The organism is Pseudomonas sp. AC463 (assembly GCF_979253585.1).
On record NZ_CEEDDZ010000896.1, the window covers coordinates 1 to 253 of the forward strand.

Annotated in this window: 2 tRNA genes; both read left to right on the forward strand. The window is 56.9% G+C overall.

The window, feature by feature from the left end:
• Window positions 1–76: transfer RNA gene (locus tag AC0IYH_RS32810), tRNA-Gly, on the forward strand.
• Between the two features lie 104 nt (window positions 77–180).
• A tRNA-Glu gene (locus AC0IYH_RS32815) sits at window positions 181–253 on the forward strand.

Consider the following 253-nt stretch of genomic DNA (forward strand, 5'->3'; position numbering starts at 1 on the left):
GCGGGAATAGCTCAGTTGGTAGAGCACGACCTTGCCAAGGTCGGGGTCGCGAGTTCGAGTCTCGTTTCCCGCTCCAAATTTAAGCAGTGTTGCCCTCGGGTGGCACTGAGTGAAACCAGGGCATGATCTTCGGATTTAACCTCTGGGCACTGAAACACACACCATGTGTTTCAGTAGCGTGTCCCCTTCGTCTAGTGGCCTAGGACACCGCCCTTTCACGGCGGTAACAGGGGTTCGAGTCCCCTAGGGGACG